2 protein-coding genes are annotated in these 616 nt (G+C 59.6%); one reads left to right on the top strand and one right to left on the bottom strand.

Translation table 11 applies throughout. The features are described from left to right. A partial coding sequence (locus tag EOA60_RS38570; protein WP_206628457.1) for a hypothetical protein occupies nucleotides 1–223 on the bottom strand: 223 nt, incomplete at its 3' end. 137 nt (nucleotides 224–360) lie between these two features. On the opposite strand from EOA60_RS38570, the gene EOA60_RS36170 reads away from it, so the two are divergent. Beyond that, nucleotides 361–616, top strand: a 256-nt coding sequence (locus tag EOA60_RS36170; RefSeq protein WP_206628456.1) for a hypothetical protein, incomplete at its 3' end; no start/stop codon positions are given.

Here is a 616-nt window from a genome sequence, read left to right as displayed (position 1 = left end):
GGAGATCGTCGACCAGGTATCGCGCAAGCTGTCGGCTGTCTTGACCCAGCTTACGAAGGCCGGGCGCGTAAGGCACGTCGGCAAGGCTGCGAACAGGCAGTTCCTTTGGGAGATCGCCGCCTGAACAAGGCGACGGCCCACGGCCAATTTGCAGGGAAGGCTCAACCAAATCGACAACCGTATACTCGCGGCGCTTGACGCCGAGGTGGACAGTGTCCGACATGCCAGGATCGTCGACAGCCGCCGCCGGAGCGCATTCTGGCAGTTTTAGTCGATAGTCAACGATTCTCCAGCTATCAGACTTCGCATTGATGGTTGCTCAGGCGCTGGTTAACTTCGCGTCCGACGGGGAGTGGAGAAGTGGGCCAGTACGACATCACCGTAAAACATCTGTTCCGACACGGAGGCCGGACGCTCTTGGCCCACCTTGGCGTCGAAGGACGTTTGAAGTCCCTGGACACGGAGCTTCCGAGCGTGAAGGAGCGGAGGCTGGATTTCCTGGCGGAAGTCAATTCCAACCAACTCCTGCACATAGAGTTCCAGTCGAGCGCGGATCCGGCATTCACGTTCCGGATGCTGGGCTACTACGGTGAAATTCTCGAGCGGTTGGCCGCCG

The sequence above is a fragment of the Mesorhizobium sp. M1A.F.Ca.IN.020.06.1.1 genome, from assembly GCF_004023265.1.
Taxonomy (GTDB): domain Bacteria; phylum Pseudomonadota; class Alphaproteobacteria; order Rhizobiales; family Rhizobiaceae; genus Mesorhizobium.
Note: the sequence above shows the minus strand (reverse complement) of the source record. Positions and strands in the feature narration are given on the sequence as shown.